At 47.2% G+C, this 20995-nt stretch carries 21 protein-coding genes; 13 read left to right on the top strand and 8 right to left on the bottom strand.

All coding sequences use genetic code 11. The features are described 5' to 3' along the window. Window positions 1–6: 6 nt before the first annotated feature. Window positions 7–1101 carry a DNA alkylation repair protein gene (locus K1Y79_RS00455; RefSeq protein ID WP_220248027.1) on the bottom strand — a complete coding sequence of 365 codons (1095 nt, stop codon included), beginning with the start codon at window positions 1099–1101 and terminating at the stop codon, window positions 7–9. Between the two features lie 125 nt (window positions 1102–1226). Between K1Y79_RS00455 and K1Y79_RS00450 the strand changes: the two genes are divergently transcribed. From K1Y79_RS00450 to K1Y79_RS00440, 3 genes are read left to right on the top strand one after another with little or no spacing between them, the layout of a single operon-like run. Beyond that, window positions 1227–1493: a hypothetical protein gene (locus K1Y79_RS00450; RefSeq protein WP_220248026.1), complete on the top strand. Its 267-nt coding sequence runs from the start codon at window positions 1227–1229 to the stop codon at window positions 1491–1493. Window positions 1494–1532: 39 nt separating this feature from the next. Then, window positions 1533–3143: an alpha,alpha-trehalase TreF gene (treF, locus tag K1Y79_RS00445; RefSeq protein WP_220248025.1), complete on the top strand. Its 1611-nt coding sequence runs from the start codon at window positions 1533–1535 to the stop codon at window positions 3141–3143. Between the two features lies 1 nt (window position 3144). Beyond that, window positions 3145–4317, top strand: coding sequence for a DUF5009 domain-containing protein (locus tag K1Y79_RS00440; RefSeq protein WP_220248024.1), 1173 nt, complete (start codon window positions 3145–3147; stop codon window positions 4315–4317). Here K1Y79_RS00440 and K1Y79_RS00435 read toward each other — a convergent pair. Beyond that, window positions 4301–5647: an NAD(P)/FAD-dependent oxidoreductase gene (locus K1Y79_RS00435; protein WP_220248023.1), complete on the bottom strand. Its 1347-nt coding sequence runs from the start codon at window positions 5645–5647 to the stop codon at window positions 4301–4303. The genes K1Y79_RS00440 and K1Y79_RS00435 overlap by 17 nt on opposite strands. Window positions 5648–5769: 122 nt before the next feature. On the opposite strand from K1Y79_RS00435, the gene K1Y79_RS00430 reads away from it, so the two are divergent. The 3 genes from K1Y79_RS00430 (at window position 5770) to K1Y79_RS00420 (ending at window position 8358) form a co-directional block, all read left to right on the top strand. Further along, window positions 5770–6282, top strand: coding sequence for an alpha-ketoglutarate-dependent dioxygenase AlkB (locus K1Y79_RS00430; protein ID WP_220248022.1), 513 nt, complete (start codon window positions 5770–5772; stop codon window positions 6280–6282). A 27-nt stretch (window positions 6283–6309) separates the two neighbouring features. Further along, on the top strand, window positions 6310–6960 hold the full coding sequence (locus K1Y79_RS00425; protein WP_220248021.1) for a GDSL-type esterase/lipase family protein: 651 nt from the start codon (window positions 6310–6312) through the stop codon (window positions 6958–6960). Between the two features lie 120 nt (window positions 6961–7080). Beyond that, on the top strand, window positions 7081–8358 hold the full coding sequence (locus K1Y79_RS00420) for a PQQ-dependent sugar dehydrogenase (RefSeq protein ID WP_220248020.1): 1278 nt from the start codon (window positions 7081–7083) through the stop codon (window positions 8356–8358). 252 nt (window positions 8359–8610) lie between these two features. Here K1Y79_RS00420 and K1Y79_RS00415 read toward each other — a convergent pair whose 3' ends face one another. After that, a complete protein-coding gene (locus K1Y79_RS00415) occupies window positions 8611–8904 on the bottom strand; it encodes a chaperone modulator CbpM (protein WP_220248019.1) in 294 nt (97 codons plus the stop codon). Between the two features lie 10 nt (window positions 8905–8914). Then, a complete protein-coding gene (locus K1Y79_RS00410) occupies window positions 8915–9841 on the bottom strand; it encodes a DnaJ C-terminal domain-containing protein (RefSeq protein ID WP_220248018.1) in 927 nt (308 codons plus the stop codon). Window positions 9842–9931: 90 nt separating this feature from the next. Here K1Y79_RS00410 and K1Y79_RS00405 point away from each other — a divergent pair, with 90 nt between their 5' ends. The 5 genes from K1Y79_RS00405 (at window position 9932) to K1Y79_RS00385 (ending at window position 15885) form a co-directional block, all read left to right on the top strand. Then, complete coding sequence (locus tag K1Y79_RS00405; RefSeq protein ID WP_220248017.1) at window positions 9932–10402, top strand: hypothetical protein; 471 nt, start codon at window positions 9932–9934, stop codon at window positions 10400–10402. A gap of 5 nt (window positions 10403–10407) precedes the next feature. Continuing rightward, the gene (locus K1Y79_RS00400) at window positions 10408–12255 is read left to right on the top strand and encodes a sensor histidine kinase (RefSeq protein ID WP_220248016.1); all 1848 of its coding nucleotides are present in this window, start codon (window positions 10408–10410) and stop codon (window positions 12253–12255) included. Then, on the top strand, window positions 12221–12964 hold the full coding sequence (locus tag K1Y79_RS00395) for a LytR/AlgR family response regulator transcription factor (protein ID WP_220248015.1): 744 nt from the start codon (window positions 12221–12223) through the stop codon (window positions 12962–12964). The genes K1Y79_RS00400 and K1Y79_RS00395 overlap by 35 nt, the downstream gene beginning before the upstream one ends. A 187-nt stretch (window positions 12965–13151) precedes the next feature. Further along, complete coding sequence (locus tag K1Y79_RS00390; protein WP_220248014.1) at window positions 13152–14699, top strand: SulP family inorganic anion transporter; 1548 nt, start codon at window positions 13152–13154, stop codon at window positions 14697–14699. 34 nt (window positions 14700–14733) lie between these two features. Beyond that, the gene (locus K1Y79_RS00385; RefSeq protein ID WP_220248013.1) at window positions 14734–15885 is read left to right on the top strand and encodes a putative sensor domain DACNV-containing protein; all 1152 of its coding nucleotides are present in this window, start codon (window positions 14734–14736) and stop codon (window positions 15883–15885) included. Between the two features lie 399 nt (window positions 15886–16284). On the opposite strand, the gene K1Y79_RS00380 is transcribed toward K1Y79_RS00385, so the two are convergent. After that, entirely contained in the window at window positions 16285–17031 is a 747-nt protein-coding gene (locus K1Y79_RS00380) for a 4'-phosphopantetheinyl transferase family protein (RefSeq protein ID WP_220248012.1), read from the bottom strand. A 390-nt stretch (window positions 17032–17421) separates the two neighbouring features. On the opposite strand from K1Y79_RS00380, the gene K1Y79_RS00375 reads away from it, so the two are divergent. After that, window positions 17422–17796, top strand: coding sequence for a response regulator (locus K1Y79_RS00375; protein WP_220248011.1), 375 nt, complete (start codon window positions 17422–17424; stop codon window positions 17794–17796). A 2-nt stretch (window positions 17797–17798) separates the two neighbouring features. On the opposite strand, the gene K1Y79_RS00370 is transcribed toward K1Y79_RS00375, so the two are convergent. Further along, the gene (locus K1Y79_RS00370; RefSeq protein ID WP_220248010.1) at window positions 17799–19229 is read right to left on the bottom strand and encodes an MFS transporter; all 1431 of its coding nucleotides are present in this window, start codon (window positions 19227–19229) and stop codon (window positions 17799–17801) included. Window positions 19230–19617: 388 nt separating this feature from the next. Between K1Y79_RS00370 and K1Y79_RS00365 the strand changes: the two genes are divergently transcribed. Further along, a complete protein-coding gene (locus K1Y79_RS00365) occupies window positions 19618–20154 on the top strand; it encodes a hypothetical protein (RefSeq protein ID WP_220248009.1) in 537 nt (178 codons plus the stop codon). A gap of 63 nt (window positions 20155–20217) precedes the next feature. Here K1Y79_RS00365 and K1Y79_RS00360 read toward each other — a convergent pair whose 3' ends face one another. Together K1Y79_RS00360 and K1Y79_RS00355 are read right to left on the bottom strand one after the other, a co-directional pair. Continuing rightward, on the bottom strand, window positions 20218–20442 hold the full coding sequence (locus tag K1Y79_RS00360) for a hypothetical protein (protein WP_220248008.1): 225 nt from the start codon (window positions 20440–20442) through the stop codon (window positions 20218–20220). A gap of 48 nt (window positions 20443–20490) precedes the next feature. Continuing rightward, window positions 20491–20991: a CinA family protein gene (locus K1Y79_RS00355; RefSeq protein ID WP_220248007.1), complete on the bottom strand. Its 501-nt coding sequence runs from the start codon at window positions 20989–20991 to the stop codon at window positions 20491–20493. Window positions 20992–20995 lie beyond the last annotated feature (4 nt).

Genomic DNA, 20995 nt, shown 5'->3' with positions numbered 1-20995 from the left:
CAGGTCCTAGATCAGTTCAAAATATTTTGCAGGTTGTTCTGCCCCGTTGATGATGACAGACAGCTGGTGTTTGCCTGGGTAGAACACGCGGGTGGTGATCAGGCGGAAAGACTGTTTACGGATAACAGTCACCTGTTCGCCGGCAGCGTAGGTTTTCTCACTGATCTTAAAGACCTTTTTGGATAGTGTACCGTTTTGTTTGAGATAGTACACCGCATATTCCAGGCGGATCGTCTGGGCCTGGGTATCGGTATTCCGGATAGTAAATGAGAACTCCAGGCTGTCTCCGGTGTTTACTTTTGGCGTAAGGATCTTATAGTCGCGGAAGGCGACGTGCGTGCTTTTCAATCCGTAGTGTGCGAGTATTTCCTTACTTCCTTGTTTAAGGAGTGTGCGGCAGCCATGTTTGATGATAGCATCCGTTTCTTTACTGAGGCCTTTCCATTTCGTGGCTATGCCGATGACGATGGCAGGATGATCTTTGGCAATGTCGTTCAGGTTATTGGCAACGCTGCGTCTTACAGACTCGGAAGGGTCCTGCTTCAGGTTTTCGAGTATAGGCAGTACAGGAGTGGGGTCTTTTTTCAGGAAGGGAACAGCCATAGCCCAGGGCAGGCGGGGGCGGCTGCCTTCAGAAGCGAGGCGACGCACTTTTGCATGCTTGTGCACGGACCATTTCAGCATCTGTTGCATCATTTTGTCACCATACCGGATCAGGAAGGGGCGTACGGCAAATTCACAGGTAATGAACTGCGTGACAGATTCCAGGGCTTTTACCGAGGCGGTGTAGTGTTCCAGGCCATAAGTGGCCAGGTAGTCTGGCAGGAAGATAAATTCCAGCGCTTCCCCGTAGCCGGCTTTTTTAAGTGCCTGAATGATCTGGTCAATGAGTGTCACGGCTTTTTCATAGTCAGCAGGCAGGAAAGTATGCAATACCGCTGTGGTATGCTTCATACGTTCTTTCAGTTCTTTGGCTTCAAAATCCGGCTGATAGATGCGTTTTATAAATGCTCGTTTATTGAACGCAGGCAGGGTCTGGGCCAGTACATCGGCAAATCCATTATAGAAAGCGGGGGAATAGAGATCTTTCAGCAAACTCATTATCTGTTATTTTCGGCAGTTGCAAAAGTAAGGATTGTGATGTTAGGGTAGCAGGATGATAAAATTATCCGTATCCACCGGTAATAGCGTAACTTTGCACTTTGAATAGCTTGAAATGTGTAATTATGAAAATAAGTAATTCGGATATCATACGCCTGGCAGAGATTAAATCCTATTTTCTTGACCCCCCTTACACCTTCAGGATTTACAGCTACGCGAAGCCACAGGTAGACGAAGCGATCAATATCGTGAAAAAGTATAACGTATCGCCTGTACTGCTGACGCAGATGGAGGACCTCAGACAGCTATTTGAACAGTCAGAGAACGATGCCAATGCAACCCGTGAAAATATGCGATCTTTTGCTATCCTGCTGAACCGTATTAACCGGTAGTACAATACAGGTAGCGATTAATATAGAAACCACGTAAATATGAATGGAAGACTTTTGCTCATTGCCGGAGCGATAGCCGGTATTATGTCCTGTAAACAGCAGGATCAGGTTGTTGTAAAAGAGCGTTCACCCCGTCAGGAATTTCCCGGATTATTTGAACAGGTACAGCATGCGAGGATATTTGCAGACAGTAAGACCTTGGCTGATTGTGCCCCTAAAACTTCTCCCGCTGATGTACTCCAGGCATATGCAAAAGAAAAGACTGCGCCCGGCTTTGATCTTTCCAAATTTGTGCATGCTCACTTTTATGTACCGGCAGCAGCTACTTCCGGCTATGTAACTGACAGTACACAGGATGTAACAGCACATATCGAATCTTTATGGAATGTACTGACACGTATGCCTGACACGATAAACGCCCGCGGGTCTCTTATCGCTCTGCCTGAAGCATATGTGGTGCCGGGGGGGCGTTTCCGTGAGGTATATTACTGGGATAGCTATTTCACTATGCTCGGACTGAAAGAAAGCGGCAGAACTGACCTGATAGAAAGCATGATCAAGAACTTCGCGTACCTCATCAGGACCTATGGGTTTATTCCTAATGGTAACCGGACTTACTACCTTACGCGTTCACAGCCGCCTTATTTCTCCCTGATGGTACAGCTACTGGTGGAAGCAAAGGAAACACATAAGCAGGAGATCCTGACGCATTACCTGGACGTGCTGGAAAAAGAGTACCAGTTCTGGATGAAAAAGCCAGCACAAGGCAAAACAGATGGTCACCTGGTCGTATTGAAAGATAGTGCTATACTTAACCGGTACTGGGACAGAGGCGACTGGCCAAGGGAAGAGTCCTGGCGGGAGGATATTGCTACGGCAGAAAAGTCGCCCCGTCATACTGCCGTATACCGGGAGCTGCGTACCGGTGCTGAATCGGGCTGGGATTACAGCTGCCGCTGGTTTGAAGACGGAAAGTCGCTGGAGACCATTCACATTACAGATATTATCCCCGTTGATCTTAATTGCCTGCTGTACAACCTCGAAATGACCCTTGCAGATGCCTACAGTATGAAAGGTAATACGGTAAAGTCATTGCAATACGAATCTGCGGCCAGTGTACGCAGAGATGCTATCCTGCGCTATTGCTGGGATGCGAAGTCCGGCTTTTTCAGGGATTATGACTTCAGGAAAGATAAAATGACGCCTGTGCTGCACCTGGGAGGTATGTATCCTTTCTTTTTCGGCATTGCCAGGGAAGGGCAGGCAGACAGTATGACCACTGTATTAACAAAAGAGTTCTTATATCCAGGCGGACTCGTATCCACACCAGTAGAAACGGGCGAGCAATGGGATGCACCTAATGGCTGGGCCCCACTGCAATGGATGGCCATATCAGGTTTGCTTACCTATCACAAGGACTCGCTGGCTGGTGAGATTGCCGGCCGCTGGTCAAAGCAGAATATCCGAGTATTCAGGCAAACAGGCAAACTGCTGGAAAAGTACAATGTGAAGGATACTACCCTGGCCGGAGGTGGGGGAGAGTATCCAAATCAGGACGGTTTCGGATGGACAAATGGCGTACTGCTAAAAATCCTGCGCATGCAACAGCAGGGGCTATTGAAAAATGGGAAAAATATTGATACCTTATAGCATGCTAAAATCATCCCAACGCCTGTTATCCATAGATGCCTTCCGTGCCCTGACCATGCTCACCATGATATTTGTCAATGACGTAAGCGGAGTGAAAAACATTCCCGGCTGGATTGACCATGTGAAAGCTGAAGACGATGGTATGGGCTTCGCAGATACCGTATTTCCTGCTTTTTTGTTTATTGTCGGTTTATCCATTCCATTTGCCATCGGCAAACGCATTACCAGGAATGATTCCTTTACCAGTATAGCCGCTCATATCCTGGTACGCTCACTCGCACTGATCGTGATGGGATTCTTTCATGTGAACCTGGAAGGGTATAGCGCCGCTGCGCCATTACCATATGCGTTATGGGAACTGCTTATTACCATCGGATTTTTCCTGGTATGGCTGGATTACCCCACGGAGATGAAAGCCGGTAAGAAGTATACCCTCATAGGAACAGGTATCTTGCTGTTAGGGGCGCTGGCCGCCCTGTACAAAGGGGGAACTCCTGAAGATCCGCATTGGATGCAGCCATCGTGGTGGGGTATTCTGGGTATTATAGGATGGGCTTACCTGGTAACAGCGATGTTGTACCTCCTGGTGAAGGGCAATTTTACCGGAATAACGCTCATTCTGGCCGTTTTTCTGCTGATTAATATACTTACGCATGCCCGGTTGCTGGATATCAGTATTCCGCTTATAAATGATGGTTCTTCCGTATCCCTGATTATGGCAGGTGCGGTGGTCTCTTCCCTGTACACGCTGATGGACAGGAAAGGCAAATTATCAATGGTACTGCCGGTGTTTATTGGTCTGGGTGTCCTGGCTATTGTAGCGGGGTTTGTATTGCGGCCTTATACCGAAGGCATATCCAAAATACGCTCTACACCGGCCTGGGTACTGATCTGTTCGGGAATCAGTATACTGGTATTTGTAACGATGATATGGCTGGTAGATATCCTGGGCAAGATGCACTGGTTCAAAGCGATACGGCCTGCGGGCACCAGCACATTGACCTGTTACCTTATTCCATACCTTTTGTACTCATTGCTTATGTTACTGGGTATTCAGTTTCCGGCATGGCTGAGTGAAGGCATGCCCGGTCTGATCAGGTCGATCGCTATAGCTTTCCTGGTTATATTCCTGGTCGGTTGGATGGAGAAGAAAAAGGTCAGGTTGAAGATTTAACCGCTACTGGTTCCACAGCCTTCGGTTCAGGCTTTACATCTGGTTGCCGCAGAATCGGCTTGATAATCATACGTAATGCCTGATCCCTGGTGAAATAAGCGACGGTCCAGTTGTATATCGTCTTCAGCTTATTGCGGTAGTTGATCAATGCCATCACATGTATAAATAACCACATTACCCAGGCAATGAAGCCGTTAAAGTGCAGTTTAGGCGATGGTATATCTGCTACTGCGTTATTACGACCTATGATAGCCATACTACCTCTGTCTACATAACTGAACGGGCGCAGCGGTTTATCATCTACCATCAGAGAGAAGTTTTTAGCCAGATTACGGCCCTGTTGCAGGGCGACCTGTGCCAGTTGGGGATGACCTTCAGGGAAGTTCTTATCTGTTTTGGTAAGGCAGGTATCGCCTATAGCATAAATGTCGTCTACACCGATCACCCTGTTAAATGCATCCGTCATCATACGTCTGCCCGGGCCGGTGCTGGCAATAGGTATACCTTCATGCAGACTGGCCGTTACGCCGGCAGCCCAGATAAGTGTTTTTGTCTGGATAGTTTCGCCGTTATTAAGAATGACCTGGTCATCAACAAAATCCTTTACCCTGGTCTTTAGTTTAATCTTCACGCCCAGTCGGCGTAAAGCGTCAAAGGTATGTTTCTGCGATTTGGGGCTCATCGGTTCCAGCAGACTTTCCCCTCCATTTACCAGGTATATTTCGCCGCCCTGACCTTCCAGTTCGGGGTAATCTTTTCTGATAACATACTTCCTCAATTCTGCCAGCATCCCGGATACTTCCACCCCTGTAGGGCCGCCGCCGGCGATCACTACGGTGGTCAGTTTCTTTCTCTCGATGGGATCTTTGGTAATAGAAGCGACTTCCAGCCTTTTAAGCAGCCTGTTACGCATTTCCAGGGCGTCATTCACAGTTTTCATCGGAATGGCGTCCTTCTTTATATTTTCATTGCCAAAGTAATTGGTCTCAGTGCCGGTTGCGAAAACCAGGTAGTCATACTGAAGTTCGCCGTTATTCAGGAAGACAGAACGGGTCACAGGATCAACCCGCTGAAATTCGCCCATGTGAAAGTTAAGATTAGGCTTGTCTCTGAACAGCTTACGGAATGGGTAACAGATACTGGATGTTTCCAGGAAGCCGGTCGCCAGCTGATAAATCAGGGGCGGGAAGTAATTATAATTATTCTTGTCTACTAATGTGATCCGAAAACGCTTGTCACGCTGTAATTTCCTTGCCAGATTGATACCTGCAAATCCTCCGCCAATGATCACTACCTTAATTGCTTGTCCTTTTGTTTCTGAGCTTTCCATTGTAAACATAATTTCCTGGTTTGTAAATATAGACAATCTAGCTTACATGAGTCCTAACATATATCATTACCAGGTGAATATTGATATGCTATCAGGAATGGATTGTCTAAATTTACCGGCATATGGAAGGAATTACGTTCATAGAGCAGTTTATACCCGATCCGGATCTTTTATTTAGTTCACTGAAAGATAATACCTTATGGGATGAAAGGATGACTGCGCGGAAGACCGCCAGTTTCGGAGTGGCGTATAACTATTCTCAGATAAGTTACCCATTCCAGGCATTTACGCCTGTATTGCAGGAGATTGTCAGCGCCATCTCTGAAACAATAGGTTATACACCCAATAATTGCCTGATCAACTACTATCCTGACGGGAAAGCAAAGATGGGATATCATGCAGATCAGACGGATATTCTGCATGAAGGCACGGGTATTGCAATTGTATCAGTCGGTGAAACGAGGCTGCTCCGGTTTAAGAACATTGCCCGTCCGTCGGAAGTGGTTGATTTCCCGTTGTATAACGGCTCCCTGATTTATATGACTCAGGCGGTGCAGCAGGAATGGTTGCATGCAGTGCCTGCGGCAGCTACCGGTAACGGAAGGATGAGCCTCACCTTCAGATCCATTAAATAATCATTACTTTTAACCAGCACCATATTTATGACAAAACTAGTAACTTTCTGCGCACTGTCTCTGATGGTTTGTCTGACAGCCTGCGCACAGCGCTTCCAGGATGATGTGACTACTATTCTGAAATATGATAAGATGTACACGCCGCCCGCCAATCCTGTTCTGTTTACCGGCAGCTCTTCTATCCGTAAGTGGGAAGACCTGGAACGTACCTTCGCCTCCCGGGCCGCAATGAACCGAGGTATAGGCGGCGCAGTAACCAATGATATCATTCACTATGCGAACGATATCATATTCCCTTATAAACCACGTGAGATTGTACTATATGTAGGAGAAAACGATCTGGTAGAACGAGGCGTGACCGCAGATACCGTTTTTAACCGGTTTAAAAATCTGTATACACTCATCAGAAGTAAACTGCCCACTACGCCAATTGTCTACATATCGATCAAACCCAGTCCCAGCCGTGAGCAGTACATACCCGTTGCAAAAGCGGCCAATGCATTGATCCGTGATTACATCGCTCATGAAAAGCATATCAAGTTCATCGATGTCTTTTCCCTGATGCTGGATAAGGACGGAAAGCCCAGAAAAGAGCTGTTCGTATCTGATATGCTGCATATGAACGACAAAGGGTATGCAATATGGAGAAATGCCATTGAGAAGGAGATTATTAATTAAGCAGCAGGCATCAGGAGTGGCTGTTATTGTGCGACCACCGACGCTGTAATATACCACTCCTGATGCCTGATCACCTCCCGGTATGTGTTTTGCTCTTCCTTCGGCAAACACGTCATTGTTATGAGAATATTCCTCTTCTTCTCTCTGCTGGGAGCTTCCTGCTCTCTGTATGCGCAGGAAAAAGGCCCCGAATTGCCCCCGCCCCACGCTACAAAGTCTTACATGAAATACAGCAACGTCAAAGGCTGGAAGGACAATGAAAAGCCTGTAGCGCCGGAAGGCTTTATGGTAACTCCATATGCCGAGGGTCTACAGAATCCCAGATGGCTATACGAACTGCCTAACGGCGACCTGCTGGTAGCAGAATCTAATTCCCATTATAAGTTCTTCAAAAAGATAGGTGCTGCTATTGTCGGGGCTACCCGGTCCAATAGTATGAAAAAGAGCGCTGACAGAATCACACTATTGCGCGATGCAGATCACGACGGTATCCCCGAGACAAAAACGGTATTCCTGAAAGGACTGAATCAGCCGTTCGGCATGTTGCTGACAGGCGATAGCTTTTATGTGGCTAATACTGACGGGCTGCTACGCTTCAGGTATATTGAAGGAGCTACCAGTATTAGTACAGCGGGAGAGAAGGTAGCTGATCTGCCGGCCGGAAAAGTGAATCAGCACTGGACCAGAAATATCATTACCAACAAGGACCGGTCTAAGCTCTACATCGCCGTAGGCTGTGGTACAGACCATGGAGAAAAAGGAATGGATAAGGAAGTAAATAAAGCCAGTATCCTGGAGATGAACACCGATGGCAGCCATATGAAAGTATATGCCTCCGGACTACGAAATCCTGTAGGGATGGACTGGGCTCCGGGTACCAATACGCTGTGGGTAGCTGTGAACGAGCGCGATAAGTTAGGTAATGACCTTGTACCTGATTATATCACGAGTGTGAAAGAAGGAGGTTTCTACGGATGGCCTTACAGTTACTTCGGCCAACACCCTGATCCCAGAGTGCCTGACGCTCCTAAGGGACTTATTGAAAGTGCCATCGTTCCTGACGTAGCCCTGGATGCACATACCGCCTCTTTAGGACTCGTGTTTTACACACGTAACGGTTTTCCGGAGAAGTACAGGAACGGGGCGTTTATTACCCAGCATGGTTCATGGAACCGCAAGCCGGTATCTGGCTATAAAGTGATCTTTGTTCCTTTTAAGAATGGAAAACCTGCCGGACCGCAGGAAGACTTTCTGACGGGGTTTGTGCAGGATAGTGTGAAAGGTGTTGTGCGGGGAAGACCAGTAGGTATTACTGTATCTCAGACGGGCGCGATGTTTATTACAGACGACCGGACCAACCGGGTATGGCGTGTAAGTTATGCCGCGCCAAAGCCGTAGATAAAGGAGGAATCAGGAATTAAGTATTAAGCAGTTCCATCTTCAGGTTGACTGATGCTTAATTCTTAATTCCTGATCAATTAATTGCATTGACCCAATGCCCAATAGATAATGATAAACACCACAATGGAACCCAGGCAGCCACCGCCAAATTTCTTTGCGCCCCAAAAGGCAATAATAGCTCTGAAAAACTTATTCATACTGATGATCTTTTGTTTGCAGAATACAATAATCAGGCCTGTTCAACTGGTATTACAGGCCTTCATACAAATGAAGGCGTGCCCGCAGGTGGCTGATCTCCATCTGCATATGCCTGATCCTGTCCAGGAGGTGCCTGATCACATCAATACCGGCTGTGTTAACACCCATTTCATGGTACCAGCGGGTATACAGTTCCAGATCCTGTAGTTGCTCTTCCGACACGAAGCTGTTACCTTCTACAACGGTAATGGCTATCAGTCCTTCGTCGGCCAGTGAGTCTACAAAATTAGATTCTATTTCATGAACACTGCAATATTGCTGTATAGCTATCAATGTCGCCTGCATAACGAATAGTTTAATTTGATGATTGAGCCAGCTGCCTGAATAACGACTTCTGTGCTTCCGTCAGATTGGTCGGCAGCAGGATAGAATAGGTGATAATCAGATCTCCGAATGCGCCATCCTGTTTGTATACAGGAAAGCCCTTGCCTTTCAGCCTCACTTTCGTACCATTCTGCGTTTCCGGTTTCACCTTCAGTTTTACTTTTCCGCTCAGCGTATCTATCGTAATATCTCCGCCCAGAATGGCCGTATACAGGTCCAGTTCTACAGTCATGTACACGTCATTGTCCACTCTCTTAAATGCCGGATCATCTGCTATAACAAAAGTGATATACAGGTCTCCGTTCGGACCTCCGTTGCCACCGGGTGCGCCGTGTCCTTTCAGCTTAATGACCTGTCCATTAGCAATACCTGCGGGTACCGTAATTCTGACCTGCTTACCATTCACGTTCAGGGTATGCTGATGCGTAGTATACGCCTCCCGCAAACCGACGTGCAATTCTGCATTGTAGTCCTGGCCCCGGAATTTACGGCTCCTGCCTCCGCCGCCGCCCCGGTTACCGAAGAGAGACTCAAAGAAATCAGAGAACTGGCCTTCTGAGAAGTCGCCTCCAAAATCCTGTCCGCCAAACCCTTGTCCGCCGAAACCCTCAAACCCTTGTCCGCCGTAACCGGCGTTACCACGCTGTTGTTTCGCCTGTTCGTACTGGTCTGCGTGCTGCCAATGCTCTCCGTAAGCGTCATATTTCTTACGCTTTTCAGGATCACTTAACACTTCATTTGCTTCATTGATCTGCTGAAACTTAATGTTTGCCTCCTTATCATTGGGATTCATGTCAGGATGATGCTTCCTGGCCAACTTCCGGTATGCCTTCTTAATGTCATCTGCGGAGGCTTTTTTATCTACTCCAAGTATCTGGTAATAATCTATAAAAGCCATATGTATATTGTATATGCTGGTGAAGCACAAAATCTTTGCCAGCTCTCATTATGATAATTTATTTATATTTGGTACCTAAACCCTTATCCCTTGGACACACGACGCACTGTAACCGGCAAAGCGCCCGGTATCATTGAAGTTACGCCGCCTTCCCAGGCCACAATCAAAACCCAAAGCATAAGACTACTTGCTTCAGGTATTATGGAACAATTTACAACTATGTCACCCCTGGTGTCATTACGTAAGTCTGCAGACTTCTACGACTGCTATGATGTCAGGATGCACCTGTACCTGCCCGATCATGCCCGTAACCTGCACCTGGACGAGGACATTTCACAGGCGGGTATTGTTGACATTGAAAACGGTCCGATCGAAGTACGTGAGATCAACATCATTTACGACACGCCGGAAATCAAACCTGAAATTTACGCCTACTCTCTGTGGGAGATCAGCTTCCGCTATTTTGTAGAAGGTCGTGAGTTACCGGCTATCCGTGTGCGTTATATCATTGACGATCCTGAAACGACGCACGGTACCGTTACCAGTGTGGAGAAGACCTGATCGCCATGTTAAGAAACCTGTGTTGCAAACTTGCCATCTTATTGTTTTGCTGTACCAGCTTCGCCAACAAAGCGGCTGCACAGAAAATTAATTTGCCGCCTGCCATCCGCCAGCTGATAGCGCAGCAGTGTCATACCTGCGCTCAGCTGCCGGCAGGGCAGGACAGTGTCGTATCCCGGTATTTCCATCAATGCCACGTTGCTTTTATAGATAGCGGTAACCTGGACGATGGCTTTAAATACGCAGCCACCATTACCGCTATCACTGACAGTACTGCCATTGTACCCCGCCTGCTTACCACCCGCTTCCTGAAAGCCAAAATCCTGTACTTTAAAGATTTTTATAAAGAAGCATTATCGGAATACCTGAAGCTTGTAGCTATACCCTCTCTCGATAGCAATATACAGGCTAACATCTATCCTAACATTGCAGAGATCTACCTGGAACAGGGCCAGTTTAACAAGTCGCTGGAATACCTTCATCTGGTCAAAAGAAAGTACTTTCACTTCTATGACCCTGCAGTTGCCCGTAAGATATTGAACAATACCGGCGTATGCCTGCTGCACCTTGAGCGCCTTGAGGAGGCCGAGCAGAACTTCAGCAACAGTATTGACATTGCCGCTGCACTGAAAGACACTACTGCCCTCGTGAACTCTTACCTTAATATTGCCTTGTTGTACGACCAGCAGTTCAGGTATCCGCAGGAGTGGAACTATCTGCAACGCGCGCTCTCACTGGCCAGGAAAGCCAGCGATCTGAAGATCCGCAGCAAGGTATACCTGAATATGGCCATCGTGGAAGAGCGCAGAGGGCGCCTGAAAGAAGCCCTGGCATACCGCAAAGAATACGAGGATGTGGAAGCGCAGATTGCCAACAGGGATAAGATATGGGAACTGGCACAGCAGGAAAAGAAGATTGCCATCCAGCAGCAGGAATTAAAGATGCAATTACTGCAACAGGAGAATAAATTGCGGGCCGCCGAATCTAAACGAAGGCAATGGCAACGTAATACTTTCTTCGTCCTGTCGCTGTTCTTCCTGTCCTGCGCCGGACTGATTTACTTTGCCTACCGGCAAACCAACAGGCAGAAGCGCATTATTGCTGAGCAGAAAGATAAACTTGAACTGCTGAACGAAACAAAAGACCAGCTGTTCTCTATTGTGGCCCACGACCTCCGCTCTCCGGTTCATCACCTGAAAATAAACCTCTCTTATCTGAAAGATGCGCTGTCGCGTAATAAGATCCGGGAAGCCACTGCATTGTCTGAAAACATTGAAAAGATCTCTGATAATACCTATGCACTACTGAATAACCTGCTATACTGGTCCCTCGGACAAACAGGGCAGCTCAGTCTGCAGGCAGCGCAACATGACGCCAGTATGATAGTGGCACAGGTAGCCTATGACTTCAATGCCGGTGCCGCCTTGAAGCGCATCGCCATCAATAATGAAGTGCCAAAAGGACTTTATTTCTACGGAGATATGAATACCATCAAGATTATCTTCCGTAACCTCATCGATAACGCTATTAAATATACGCACGCCAACGGATCCATTACCATTACAGGACATATCGTGGATAGTCGCTGTGAGATCGCTGTACAGGACACCGGCATAGGTATGGACGAAAAGATTATCCAGGCTATTCATAAAAGAGATACAAAAAGAATACAACACGATACTACCGGAACCAAAAGCACCGGCCTGGGTTTATGGCTGGTAAAAGCAATGACCGAAAAGAATGGCGGCTCCTTACGTATCACCGGCAGCGTTGGTGCCGGTACCCGCATTGTGGTTTGCCTGCCGTTAAAAGAACACTATGACGCAACTGAAAGTGCTGATCCTGGAAGATAGCCCTGCCGAAGCAGATTTCCTGGAAGGCTTCTTACGCCAGCTGGGATGCGCCGACATCAGGATCACAACTAACCTTAAAGACGCCGTTGCAGCCTATGATGCTGCGCTGCCTGACATTTGCCTGATTGACATTTACCTGGCTGACAAACCAGACGGGATTCTCTTTGCTGAAACTATCAACGAACACAGAGAACAGAAACGTCCCTTCATCTTCCTGACCAGCGCCGCTGACAGTACCACCTTCCGGCTGGCCAAGTTCACCTCGCCCTACAATTATCTGCTGAAACCTTACAATCCGCTTGAACTGGAATATGCCATAGAACTGGCACTGTCAAAATTCAGGCAGGAATCAGCCACCCCGCCGGCGCAGGCAGTAGCTCCTGTATCTGATACGTTATTTATCAAAAAAGGGAACCTGCTACAGCGGATCGCCTTCGACGATATCAGGTACATAGAGGTAGACGGGAAGTATAGTAAGGTGGTATGTGCAGGGGAGAAGTTTGTCATCCAGCAGTCACTGAAAGACCTGCATGCCCAACTACCGCAGGTACAGTTCTGCCGCGTACATCGTAACTATATCGTGAACGTCAAAGAGGTGACTAAGATTAACACGCTCAATAACGAAATATTCTTCAGAGATGGAGAAACCCTGTTCTTCAGCCGCCGGTACATTGACGAATTTCTACAGGCATTTAAGATCTTTAAATAAGAAAGAAAGGAATGCCAGGGGTCAGGGCATTCCTTCTAAGAACCATATCCATATCCTGTCTTAAAGCTGTATCTAAGGTCAGATTTATTACAGTGTAGATGTAAACAAATGTCATAAAATGTACACCACCGGCATAAGCGGTAGTTTTTAGGGTATAAAATGAATAGCTTTGCGCTCATTTTAAATTATGGCCGGACTACTCAACCTTTTTGACTTCAGACAAAGAGTTAATTATAAGAACGAAATACTGGCGGGCCTCACGGTCGCAATGACTATGATGCCTGAATCGCTCTCTTTCGCCATCCTGGGAGGTTTCCCTCCGCTGGTAGGCTTATACGCAGCATTTATCATGGGATTGGTAACCGCTATTCTTGGCGGTCGGCCGGGTATGGTATCCGGTGGGGCAGGCGCTACCGTGGTGGTACTCATCGCATTAATGCAGTCCCACGGTATAGACTACGTATTTGCCGCGGTGGTACTGGCGGGTATGTTACAGATATCCGTAGGTGTGTTTAAACTAGGAAAGTTTATCAGACTGGTACCACAACCTGTAATGTATGGTTTTGTAAATGGCCTGGCCGTCATCATCTTCACCTCTCAGCTGGAGCAATTTAAGGTAATCGGTGCAGATGGCGCACACACCTGGATGTCTGGCAGTCCGTTGTATATTATGCTGGGGTTGGTAGCACTTACCGTAGCTATTGTGCTTGTGTTTCCCAAACTGACGAAGGCTGTGCCGGCATCCCTGGTAGCTATTATCATTGTATTCCTGCTGGTATTGGGCTTCGGTATAGATACCAGAACGGTCAGGGACATTGCATCGGTAAGCGGCGGATTTCCTCCATTCCACCTGCCTTCCGTTCCTTTCAATCTGGCTACCCTGGGAATCATCTTTCCCTATGCACTGATCATGGCGGGTGTTGGGCTGACGGAAAGTCTGCTTACGCTCAACCTGGTAGATGAAATGGTCGGTAACAAAGGAAATAGTAACCGGGAGTGTATTGCCCAGGGAAGCGCCAATATGTTGAATGGGGTCTTCTCCGGTATGGGTGGTTGCGCTATGATAGCGCAGACGTTTGTGAATTTGTCCGCCGGATCCCGCGCACGCCTCTCTGGTATTATTGCTGCGATGACCATTCTGATCGTTATCCTCTTTGGAGCACCTGTTATTGAACGCGTTCCGATGGCGGCGCTGGTAGGTGTGATGATCATGGTATCTATAGGAACCTTTGAATGGAGCAGCTTCCGGATTATCAACAAGATGCCACGGCCTGACGTGATAGTCGGTATACTGGTCGCTTTGATCACCATCTGGCTGCATAACCTGGCACTGGCGGTATTGATAGGCGTCATCCTGTCGGCGCTGGTTTTTGCCTGGGAAAGCGCTACCCGCATCAGAGCCCGGAAGCATGTAGACGAGGCAGGAGTGAAACACTATGAGATCTTCGGTCCGCTGTTCTTCGGTTCTGTTACCGCGTTCAATGAGAAGTTTGACGTAGCTGCCGATCCGGCAGAAGTGGTGATTGACTTCCGCGAAAGCCGGGTGGCTGATATGTCAGGCATAGAAGCCCTGAATAAACTGACTGCAAGATATAAGGAGGCAGGTAAGACATTGCATCTCAGACATCTGAGTGATGATTGTAAGCAGCTGTTACACAACGCATCTGCCGTGATCGATGTAAACGTCATGGAATACCCTCAGTACCGGGTCGCCTCCGACGGAATAAAAGGTTAATTTTGAATAGACACTTGGCGCTAATTCACAAGCTATGGATTTGACTCTCGACTCTACCTATCAGGCTGCCGCAAAGGTGGCCGACCAGATAGAAAACCATTTCTCCAAGCACCTGGCTATTGCCGCAGTTAGCGGTGAAGAGGACCTGGCCACTGTTCCTCATGCAAAGTTTATAGAGAAGATGCTGGACGTAGCCTTCTGGGCCAGCTTACGCCGCGAGGAAGGGATACCTACCCGTATATCCCTGGCATTCCTGAACCCGTGCCAGGCAGGAAAACCACTCAAGTTCGGTCAGAAACTCCCATTTGACGTACGCGTACTTACCAAACTGGCTCCCGGCGTGGAACGGGCTGGTGTACATGTAGGCGTATGGTTTGAGGGTGATAACTTATATATATGGGGTACTACACTGAAACTGCCCAACTTCTGTTTCGTGCTGGATGTATCCGAACCCGGACTGCTGGTGGTGAAACACCGCCGTAGTGTCGGATTAGGCAAGTTTGCCAACGTTGCCGTACTCAAAGGAGACCAGGTAAAGATTGTAGACGAGTCCTGCGGGTTACTGCCGGATAGTCCTGAGATAGTGACTTCCCTGCTCGGATTGACCTCCTCAGCCGTATGGAATGACCCTGTAAACGTCCAAATACAGATAGCAGTGTCCATGCGGGCACATAAACGGGGTGGCATCCTGCTGATTGTACCTCACGATAGCGAACGGTGGAAAGAATCTATTATCCACCCGCTTACTTATCCTATATCACCGGCGTTTTCGGGCGTATCAGACCTGGTACGTCAGGACAAAGGCAAGGTCACCGAGATATTCTGGCAGAATGCCATGCGCCGGGAGGTAGATAATATTACCGGACTTACGGCGGTTGACGGCGCGTCTGTTATCAATGACAGGCATGAAATGATCACTTTCGGGGCTAAGATCACCCGTGCCCCCTGGTCCAGCCGTAGTGTGGATAAGGTAGTGATGATCGAGCCAGTCATCGGTGGTACACCCGAACTGATGCACCCATCAGCTATAGGCGGTACCCGCCATCTGTCTGCAGCACAGTTTGTATATGATCAGCGGGACGCTATCGCGTTAGTGGCTTCCCAGGACGGGTACTTTACTGTGTTTTCCTGGTCAGACCAGGTGCAATTGGTGCAGGCGCATAGAATAGACACATTGTTGCTGTAGCCGGCAACAAGGGTATTACACTGATCTGCCTTCCATTAATTTCTTTTTTCCCAAACCATATGGTCCGTGCGCAGTTGCCGCACCGGAATAGGAACATCTTATCTATAATGATCCTGCCAACAGGTATAAAACCCTGTCTGATCAGGGTGGAGATTCGGTGTTATCCCTTCGTTTAAAGCACACCAAAAGGGCACTTCAATATCCCGGCGATATTGAAGTGCCCTTTTAGTGTCCTATTGATGCCATAGAGGATTGCCGTTCAGATGAAAAGAAGGCCATCAGGAAATGCGATGATAAGCCCCGCAAGGAGGAGGCGCAGCTGGTTGCTCGCTGAGGATCGTCAGGCGGCAGTTTTTATGGTAGGAAAACAAGATGTTGGATCTTTCCTGCTGGGGCAGCTTATTCCGCTTTGATAACCAGTTGTTCAAAGGCGTCCCAAAGCGGTGAAAGGTCGGCCTTTGTCTTACGGGGAATAACGACTGAGCAAGCGTAAGAGCCTGATAAGCAGGATATTGCCTGATATTGTATCAGGTGTTTAAACTGGCTGGTAAATACGGTATCACTGACTTTCACCAGCGACTGGATTTCAAGTAACTTCAGGTCCATTGTCAGGCCTGTCTTGAGCACTTTGGACAAGGCTTCTTTCATGGTCCATATCATGGTAGTAGAGACCTTTTCCGGCAGGGTAACTGTTTGCAGCAGGCCTTGTTCGTCGGCAGTCAGCTGCTCTTTAATAACGGCTGTATTGGCCTTGTCTGTCTGCTCAATATCTATTCCCAGCGGGTGTGCTTCCGGATAAGAGATGGCAATGCCGAGGTTCTCGCAATGGGTAATACATACCTGGAGATTGCGGGTAACACTGTATTTAACGATCGGGAACTGGAAGATGCCGGAGGAGATGGCGATCTTTTCGAGGTCCTCATATGCTGCAAGTGCGCCGATGGCTTTTTTGGCAGACACGCGGCCTAGCAGGTAGCTGTGTTTTCTTTTATCAAACCTTAAAGTGTCGTAATAATTCCGTTCCTCTTCATGCAGTATATGCAACCTGTTAACCAGGTCGGGTAATTCGGCCTGCAGCATACAGAAGCCTGCCTGATATTGTGTGTCTTCTCTGTTTAACTCAATTTTGCCTCTCTGGATCAACATAATCTAATGGTCTGAATGTCAATGTATATTACCGGGTTACCGTTTTTAAAATGGTCGCTTCCGCCGGAAGTTGTCGGCTGCTCTTTCCAATGATACGACATTTTAGACAAATTATAGGGATCATCATTAGCCTGGTTGGAGGCGAAAAGGAGGATTTTTATTGCAGGATTTATACCCTGCAAGGGAAGGAATTGATTTGGCCGCTACCAATATTTTACTTATATTTAACTACTATTCTGACGGATTCAACCATTTCTGTTACACAGCTTGTTCAGGTCTCGGTACAACGATGTACTTTCCTTTCATTGTTAGAAGTGTTTATCCCCAAATCCAATCATGAATCAATAGCTGATATCCCTGTGTTATTTTTCCACTTCTAAACAACATAACATGAAGTCTATCTTATTAATTGATGATGACGCTGATGAAATCAGTATCCTCAATGAGGCAGTTGCCATGACCGGTACTGATAGTACCTGCAATTGGGCAAAGGGAGCAGAAATGGCTTTCCGGTATCTCAGTGGCAATCTTCCCGACCTTATTTTACTAGACTACAACATGCCGGGACACGATGGTTTAATGTGCCTGGAAGAACTGAAGAAGAACAATGCGCTCAGCCACATTCCGGTAGTCATGTATTCAACATATATAGACTATGGTCTGCGCCAGGAAGCGATAGACAGAGGTGCCTTCCAGTGTATCCAGAAGACAACCTCTGTAGGTGATCTTATAAAAGAGTTGAAGCTGCTATTTTTACGCTTTTGATATTATCTGTTTTTGATTCTTTTGGTGATTACAGCTGGTACGCGGATCAGGCGTGTTTTAAAAGACAACAACATTTCTCCCAATACAATACTTTTCTTTTCTTCCCCATTCTCTTCTACGTTTCTTAGCAAGCGGATAGAGAACATCGCAATAATTGCACTCATTACGAAGAAGAAATTCCAGGATTGCAGGCTGAGTAAGTGAACATCAGCCACACCTTCCGGGCTTTTCCACTCCATCATCCATGTGAGCTGATGGGTGGCGAAGAAGTCTGCAAGCATACCGCCTAATAATGGCGCTGCGGCAGAGCATAATGCGATGAGCATATTCTTCGCAGAAAGATACACCATGGCATGTCCCGAAGGAGCGAGTTTAATACCCAGATTATTCAGAGAAAGATTGATACCTGAATTGGCTATGCCCGTCAGGATATTAATGACAGCCAGCAGTACCAGGTTGAAATGCATCGAAGAGGAGACTGCTGTGAATGCCCAGGCAAGCATGCCGGCAATGTATAAAGGTGCGCAGATCAGTATGACGGTTTTATTGCTATATCTGTCAGAATACCGGCCCCACACACGCACAAACAGGATTCCGCTCAGCTGTGCAATGACCGCCAGTACTGTAATCATGAATACTGACAAGCCCATTGTCTTCAGCATGTATACAGTCAGGAAAGGAGTGGCCAGATTCATCGCAAAGATCCAGCTGCCATTGAAGAACAACAGCTTTCTGAAATTGCGGTCACGCAAAGGTAACACGTACTGTTTGAGGATATTGGATGGTTGCACCGTGGCCAGTGGTTCAGGAGTGCGTATCAGTAGATACAGGCTGGACAACCCTGCTACACTTCCAGCGAGGAAGAGTATGGTCAGGGACAGCGTTTCATACTCCGGGAACTGGGTTTTTACCCGGTCTATCAGGAGGGATATCGTCAGACTAAGCGTCACATTCAGTATCTGTGTAAGCCGGGTTCGCTGGGCATAAAAATTCCCCAGTTTTTCACCTGGTAAGAGGTCTTTCATCCACGCATTCCATGTAGCTCCGGCAAAAGAACCAAATAGGTAGTGGAAGAATAATAAAAATATCAGTGTCTGAATAGTAGTGCCTGCTGAGAAGAGAAAAGGCATTAGTCCGATCACTATCAGCGGACATCTTGCAAGAGCGGTACATACAACCGTAATCACGCGCCGGTTGTTGTAACGCTGCGCCAGCCAGATGGCAAATAGCTGGAAGATGTTTGTTAATGTTGGTAATGCGGCGAGCAGGCCTATTTGAAAATTGGACGCGCCCAGTTTTAGCGCGAGTGCTGTCAGGAAAGTACCACCTGTCAGCACAACCATTGTTTCTACTGCTAATCCATCATTGGTGACCAGACGCATGCCTGCGTTCACCTGTTCTTCGGTTAATTGTTTAGTGGGTGTAAGTCTCATGCTTCTTCCTGTTCGCCAGACAGCTGGCGAGTAAATTTGTTGCGGTGTTGCTTAAGTCGGGTTGGGATAAATAAGCCAGGTCTTTCTAAAAGTTCCTTACTAAGTATAGTGCCATTCTGCAGTTTCTTTTGCCGACGCAAAATTAAATCATGACATCCGGATATTTATACCTGCCTGCATACCCAAAAAGTAGTAGGTTCCCCGATTGACGGGCGAAGGCATTTTTCGGCATGGCAGATTATTTGTAATACTATCTGTAAAATGATTCAGTTATGCTCATACCATTATTAGCACTCATAATCGTAATCATTGGCATCATTACTTATCTGGTACTTCAGACGGGAAAAGGTACCCGGGATGAAGGCAATAAAAACTAAAATGTTTTGATATGGAAAAAGCATTTACGCGCGTAAGAAGCAGCGCAGAACAAATGGACCTGCAGGACAGTCCGCAGGATGAACAGAAAATGCAACCCGAAGAAATAAATATGGAACTGCCTGATGTATCGGATATTCCCGGACAGGAACATATTCAGGTAATGCCACTAGGTGAGTTGGCAGACACTACTATATCTTCTGATGACGAGGAAGGAAAAGGCATACTGGATGATGAAGAGGATGATGACCTGGAGAATGACGCAGACGTAACTGATGAAGAGCGCCGCGATCTTGATGCCAGTGCTAATATTACTCCGGGAGAGGAAGATGCCGAGAATCTCAGAAGAGCGTCGTTGGATAGTACAGATGAAGATGGAGACCCGCTTAATGAAGGTAGTTTCGGTGAAGAGACTTCAGGAAGAGACCTGGATGTTCCTGGCGCAGAACTTGATGATGATAATGAAGATATCGGGGCAGAAGACGAGGAGAATAATACTTATAGCAGGGGAGGAGCCGACAATGATAATATGACAGAAGGTACACCTTGAGTAATCTCAATAATTCGGCGAATAAAATGTGGTCAGTCCGTTTGTGCGGACTGACCTTTTTAGTTATCTTGATTTCTTATCCTGGTAAGCTTTATCCCATTCGCTGAAAGCTTCATCAACAGACTTACCACTGCCGAAGACGCCTGTTTCCTTTTCTGTACCCAGTATACAATGGTATACATCGCCATCACGATATACGGAGGGCTGAAAGTTCTTCACTGATTCAGGAATACCTTCCTGCGTGTAATCAATCTGCATAATCTCTTTATCAATGGACATCTTTTTCATAAGACAAGTTTAGTAGTTGGGGCACAAAGATTATTCCATGCCACCGGCCTATATATTGATCTGCCTGCAGGCTTCATAGAATTTCTGCAGTAATGTATTAGTAAAATGTAATCTGACGGTCAACACGTCCAGCTGCGGAGCAGAGATACGCTCAGATTTGATACACTGGTCACGATGGTATATGGCGTAGTCTGCAAATAGTTCCTGGATATTCTCTTCCGGAACGGGCGAAGCATACCCGGTGATAGCGATGCCCCAGTCGGCGGAGAACATTTTACCGACGGCTACAGCCATCTGTCCTGCTACCTTATCAGACACGCAGTTACAATTACCTGCATGTACCGGGTCAATCAGCAGGTGCCTGGCTTTCTGACCGATGTTATAGGCTGTGATGCCACCTTGGAATATCTGGGTGGCTCCTTCAGCCAGGGAAAAGGCCATTTGTAATTGTCCGGCAGTAACACTTTCTGCAACCGCCAGGGTTTCCTGTTTCTTTTGAAGTAATGCTGAAATATTATTTATTGTATCAATATCATATCCGTAATTCATATCG

It is taken from the genome of Chitinophaga rhizophila, from assembly GCF_019492185.1.
Lineage (GTDB): Bacteria > Bacteroidota > Bacteroidia > Chitinophagales > Chitinophagaceae > Chitinophaga > Chitinophaga rhizophila.
This window is presented reverse-complemented; position numbering and strand designations above follow the sequence as displayed.